This is a genomic window from Paenibacillus sp. AR247, assembly GCF_002968895.1.
Lineage (GTDB): Bacteria > Bacillota > Bacilli > Paenibacillales > Paenibacillaceae > Paenibacillus_AQ > Paenibacillus_AQ favisporus.
On sequence record NZ_PCZT01000106.1, the window covers coordinates 1 to 6,126 of the forward strand.

The 6,126-nt window shown below is 43.7% G+C and carries 3 protein-coding genes; 1 reads left to right on the forward strand and 2 read right to left on the reverse strand.

What is annotated here, in order from left to right; translation table 11 throughout:
- On the reverse strand, positions 1 to 2,910 hold a 2,910-nt coding region (locus CPT76_RS36300; protein WP_105446296.1), incomplete at its 3' end, for a glycoside hydrolase family 2 TIM barrel-domain containing protein.
- Between the two features lie 193 nt (positions 2,911 to 3,103).
- Between CPT76_RS36300 and CPT76_RS36305 the strand changes: the two genes are divergently transcribed.
- Complete coding sequence (locus CPT76_RS36305; protein WP_105446297.1) at positions 3,104 to 3,931, forward strand: AraC family transcriptional regulator; 828 nt, start codon at positions 3,104 to 3,106, stop codon at positions 3,929 to 3,931.
- A gap of 355 nt (positions 3,932 to 4,286) precedes the next feature.
- On the opposite strand, the gene CPT76_RS36310 is transcribed toward CPT76_RS36305, so the two are convergent.
- Positions 4,287 to 6,126: beta-galactosidase (locus CPT76_RS36310; protein WP_105446298.1), on the reverse strand; the 1,840-nt coding region annotated here is incomplete at its 5' end.

Below are 6,126 nucleotides of genomic sequence, written 5' to 3' on the forward strand. Positions count from 1 at the left end.
TTTATAATCAATGCAAACAACAGAATAGCCGCTCTTCTCCAGCTCGTAATGATGTTTTTTGGTAGATAGCTCTTCCTGCGTATATTCTGAAGCATTAAATGAAAACGGCTGCTCGGCTTCAAATTTAACCATTATGGTATTGGAGAAGATATTCATATAATCGCAACTCCAATGGGAAGAATTCTCTTGAGGTTTAATATAATCCTCATGCATCTCGCCAATCGGTTGCGAGAATACTCCCTTATACGAAGCCTGATGTTTATCGATATAACTTTCATAAGGGCCATATCCGTAATATTCTACCTGGTCAAATCGATTGCTCATAAACATTCTCACACCAAATCGCGGCAAGTAAGGACGTTTGTCTACAACTTGAACGGCATATTTCATTTTAATATCACCGTTATTGTAAATAGAGGCTTCCGTGTGCAGGTTGAACGTATTGTGATACGAATGTCCGCCAAGTGCGATTTTTGAGCTGATTAAGATATGGGAGTCCATTTTCTTCACTGAAATATTGTAAACCTTTGTCGTAAGGTTCCCGAAACTAAACTTCTCCCATTGCGATTTTATCCATTCATTATCGGTGGGGGCTCTAAATGCATTGTATTCCATCGGTTTCTCGATCAGATCGGTATGATTAAAGCTCAACCGATCAAATAGCGCAGTGGATTTATTAATTCGATATTCAAAGCTCTCACCCGAAATAATAATATTTTTCATGTCTTCAGCAAGTTCTACTGTAGTGTCTACCTGCAGCGACGGTTCGATGACGATCTGTTCTTTACAAATGCATATTTGATCAAAACCAATTTCATAGCCTTTGTTGGACCATGGCGTATCATGCTTTTGAGTAAAGATAAACCGTGCATATACACTTGTACCTGTTAGACCTTCAAGACTTGGGATCGTAATAACCTTGGAGGACTTAGCGCCAACCTCAATATCCAGTTTCTCTTGCAGGATCACTCTACCGAGGTCAGTAACTTCAACGGTGCATTCAAGCTTATCGGACAAATAGGCAAAGTCATAGGTATTGATGAACTCGAATTCACCTTTGGTTGGATTAACAGGTTTGATTCGAATCGGACGATAAACATTCTTCGCTTCCAATAGTCCGGTATGGGGAGTACGATCAGGATAAATCAAACCGTCGATACAGAAATTCCCGTCATGTCGAGGTTCATTAAAGTCTCCACCGTACGCATACTTGGCATTACCGTTGCTATCTTTCCCAATCTCGATCCCATGGTCGCACCATTCCCAAATAAAGCCCCCGCTAAATCTATCACTCGAATAAATGACTTTCCAATAGTCCTCCAAGTCCCCCGGTCCATTGCCCATGGAATGACAATACTCGCACAATACAAATGGGCGCTTTTCATTTTCTTGCGTTAGAAAATTTTTCTCCATCCACTCCGATGAATAATACATAGCTGAAACGACATCTAGGGCCGCGGGACCGGAGTCAGCTTTTTCTTCCCCTTCCAGCTCGTGCATGCTTTGATAATGGACTAATCTTGTTGGATCGTAACCTTTAATGTATTTGGCAGCCTTCTCCATGTTCTTGCTATACCCAGCTTCATTGCCCAGTGACCACATAAGAACGCAGGGTCGATTGATATCTCTTGTAATCATAAGATCTACTCGATCTAATATGGCTTTCTCATAATCTTCTCGAGCTACAAGTAGAGCAATACCGGAATAGTCTCCATTATTGTCTTGTGTATGAGCAGCCTCTACAGCACCGTGTGACTCAATATCCGCTTCGTCCATAACATAAAAACCAAGTTCGTCACATAGCTGAAGGAAGATAGGGCTGTTAGGATAATGCGATGTTCGAATACTGTTAATATTGTGTTGTTTCATTAAATGGAGGTCGACCAACATTTGCTCTCTGCTAATAACAGAACCAGTTACAGGATCGCTGTCATGACGGTTAACGCCTTTGAATTTAATCGCTGCGCCATTCAGAACGATAGCTCCATTGTGAATAGTGATCTCCCGGATTCCTACTTTTTCGCCAATAATCTCTTCCTCTGTTTGCAGCGTAATGTTGTACAAATAAGGATATTCCGCGTTCCACAAGTATGGCTCATCAATGCTGAAAACAGCGATCGTCCCCCCGTTTTTCAGAGTCTCCTCACCAAGGATTCCTCCACTGCCATCCATGAGCTTTACCGTAACTTCAGTATCTGCATTCACGTCAACTGCAATTTCTGCTTTCGTGTTGGAATCAAAAAGCTTCGAGGTAATCCGATAGTTCTCGATTTTATTCAGCGGTCTTGAGAGTATGTACACATCTCTGAAGATACCGGACAACCGCCATTTATCCTGATCCTCAAGATAGGTACCATCACACCACTTAAGCACAACGACTGTAATCGTATTTTTACCACTGACGAGGTACTTGGTAATATTGAATTCACTTGTCATGTGAGAAACTTGACTGTAACCAACAAATTGATTGTTTATATAGAGATAAAAGCAGCTGTCGACACCTTCAAAGTTAATAAATTGTTCATATCCATCGGATAAATCCATTGTAAATTCACGATTGTAAACACCCGCTGGATTCTGGTCAGGAACATACGGCGGATCATAAGGAATAGGGTAGTGAATGTTGGTGTATTGCGGTACATCATACCCGTGCAATTGCCAATTGGATGGAACCGGTATTTCATTGTATTCTTGAATCTCGAGGAAGTTTTCCTCCAAATCTCTAATACTATCGTAATACCTAAAGCCCCATGGTCCATTTAAAAGAAAGAAATGGTTGGATTGTTCTCTTTGTGCAAATGGATCTTGAGTTGGAGAAAAGGGAATAAAATAGTTGCGGTTTTTCTCGGTATTAACATGCAACTGCTGAGGATCTTCATGAAACGTGCTATTCATACCCGCAAAAAGCATAATTCTCACCTCATAATTAATTTCTATACATAGACCAACTTTGAATGTANAGTTTTTTGAAAATTCAAATTAGAAGACATAGTATAATGAATATTTATAACTCGGTATATATAGTCAATTATAATGGCAACTCCAATTACGTTAAATATGATATAATACTTGTCGTATATTAAAAAATGAAAGTTGTGATCCAATGAAACACTACACCAAACATATGCTGATATCCCCTTTGGACCGTACCTTACCCATCTTTGTTGAAACGATCGGGTGGAATGAATGGCAAGAGGAGTTCATTCGACCCGTTGGTTACCACTGTTACCACTGGCTGCACACAACCCACGGAGAAGGACAATTTGAATACTCCGGGAAGACGATAAATTTAACTCCCAATCGAGGAATCTTATTAAAACCGGGCACTCCGCACCGATACAGAACGATTTCTCATCCCTGGTCGACATATTACGTCACCTTTAATGGAGATCTCGCCCCTCTCATCATATCTTCTCTCGGTTTGGCTACTTCCACATTGATAAGCTGGGAAATGGATTCTCCATTATCCACACTGCACAAGACAAGTCATGAACTGGCAGATCAGGAGTTTGATTTAAATGGCATGGAGGGTTCCGTATTCATTTATCGTTTTCTCATGGATCTGAAAAGATATGGAGAAATCGATAACCAACGTTCCATTTCCCAATACGCCGCCAGATTGACTCCTATTTTTCAATACCTTAACGAGAACTATTCGAACCCTGCGATTGGATTGGCTCAATTGGCTGAATTAGCAGGCGTTAGCTCGCAACGATTGAATTACATCTTCAGAAAGGCAACGGGGATGAGTCCCTACCAATACATTATCCGCATAAGGATTCAGAAAGCCAAAGAGCTCCTGATCGATAAAGATCGCTTGACCGTCAAGCAGATTGCCGCAATGGTCGGCTTTACGGATGACAGTCATTTCGTATCTACCTTTCGGAAAATTGAAACAGTCACTCCGGAAACCTATCGAAATATCAATTAATCGATGATTAGCGACTTGCCCAACGCACTTCGGACACACCACAATCGGGTCGGGTTCCACCGTAAATTATGAAGAAAGGGCTGTTTCTCTCCCTGTGAGGAAAGGAAACAGCCCCTTATTTATTTCAGAAGTTTATTCAGCTGTCCAAAGCTTAATCCGATCTTGAATATGCTTGGTATAGGACGCTTCCATTTCCTTCACGCCGGTCTTCTCAAGATCAGCCATATAAGTGTCCCAAACTTTGTCAAAATCTTCCGATAATTTCTCACCTCAAATATTTATAAAATATGAGCCACATGGCAAGGGCGCCGTCATATCTAACTTACTCCTTCGCCCCCAATGAACCTTTCGTTAGCTATACATTTGTCTGGGGAAGTTCCACGATTTCAACCGCATAAGGAGCCATCGATAGCGCTGGGCCGATCTCTCTACTGTCTAGAAGACTTCGATACGCACGATCAAGCAGCATAGTCTGTTGCTTACGCGTAAGATTCATTAGGAACAGATATCTCGTGGACCCTTTCACACGTGTCGAAATCTGAATACCTTCTGGCAAGTCAGGGATAAAGTGCACGCCCGAATTATCCGCTACATCCCGAATGAAGTCCACATAGAATGCCTCCTCGGGAACCGTTCCCAAATAGTAAACCTTGCCCTCACCAAATTCATGAACGGTCGCGGCTATCTCACCTGCAAAGAAATCGTCTTCATACCATGCCACTGGTTCAGCGCTTTTAGGTGTTAGGATATCGCACCATTGGCTGCAGGAGTAAATCTTATTCTGCCAGCGGATTTTGTGTACATCCCTCCCGATCGGGTCATACTCAGCTACAGTGACCCCCGCCGCATTGGAAAGCGGACCGGGCAACGGTTGGATCCAGCATACATTATTCAAGTTCTTCACGCCCGTTCGAGGCATCAACACCAGCGTAGCCCCGTTCTTGACGCAAGTCTCTAAACGAGACGCAATCTCTGGGTCGAGTAGGAAAAGCGAAGGAGCCACAATTAGCTTATAGCCGCGCAGATCATCTGTCTCGTTCAGTACATCCGTCATGATGCCAAGCTTAGTAAAGGCACGATGGATCGTTTTCAGATTATCGAAATAATCCATACCTTCTACCTGGTGCTGAATCTGAAACGCGTTATATTGATCGTGTGAATGAAGAATGGCCACTTCGCCCCGCACTTCTGTCCCTTCCAACAGCGGAGCAAGCTTCCGGACTTCATCGCACAACCCGCGGTATTCCTCGAATCTCCTGCCGGGCACGTTACTGTGATCGATCAGCCCGTGCCAGAATTGCTCGGCTCCAGATGGAGCGCTTCGCCACCGGAAGTGTACAAGCGTATCCGCGCCGCGTGCAATGCTTTGCCAAGCAAAGGCACGGATAAATCCAGGATGAGGCGTACGCCACATTGGCATCCAGCACCCCGGGGGGCCGCTAATCGTCTCCATGATCCAGAAATTCTGCCGTTTAATTCCGCGGGCCAAATCCAATGTTAGTGCTCCGCTGTATCCGCTCGACTCCGCCTTCTCCGGACTTGTGCTCGGGTAATAGTCGAGGGAAACGAAATCTAGATTCTCGCAAACCTTGTAATAATCCAGCGACATCGGATAACTCCAAATGTTATGCGTAACAAAATGATTCGGACAATGCTTCCTCAAGATGTTCAATTGGAGCTGTTGGAATTCGACTACGGAGTCAGTCTCGAAACGTTTGTAATCCAATACATAGGATGGATTTTTATGATTGGTTCCTCCAAGCGGAGTTGTTATTTGCGACCAATCGCTGTACTCCCCGCTCCACACGACGGTACCCCACGCCGCGTTAATGGATTCAATCGAATCATACTTATCCTGAAGCCACTTCCGGAACCGCGTATTGCAATGCTCACAATTACACTCATTCAGACTAAACTCATTATCAGTCTGCCATCCAATCACAGCTGCGTTATTCGCATAATGAAGCGCAAGCCTTTCTACGATTAAAGCCGAATAGTGTCTCATGGAAGGACTGTTATAACAACGGTGCCCCCGAATTCCCGGATAACGTGGATGCAGCTTTTCGTCCTGTGGCAGCACGTCGGGGTACGCCTTCACGAGCCAATTCGGCGGCGTACAGGTCGGTGTTCCGATGACCACTTGGATACCATGTCTTGCAAACGTATCGATTGCATCATCAAGCCATGTGAAATCA

What these genes read in the sequence shown, in the direction of transcription:
- CPT76_RS36305 (WP_105446297.1), top strand. Translation starts at nt 3,104, where the DNA reads ATGAAACACTACACCAAACATATGCTGATATCCCCTTTGGACCGTACC.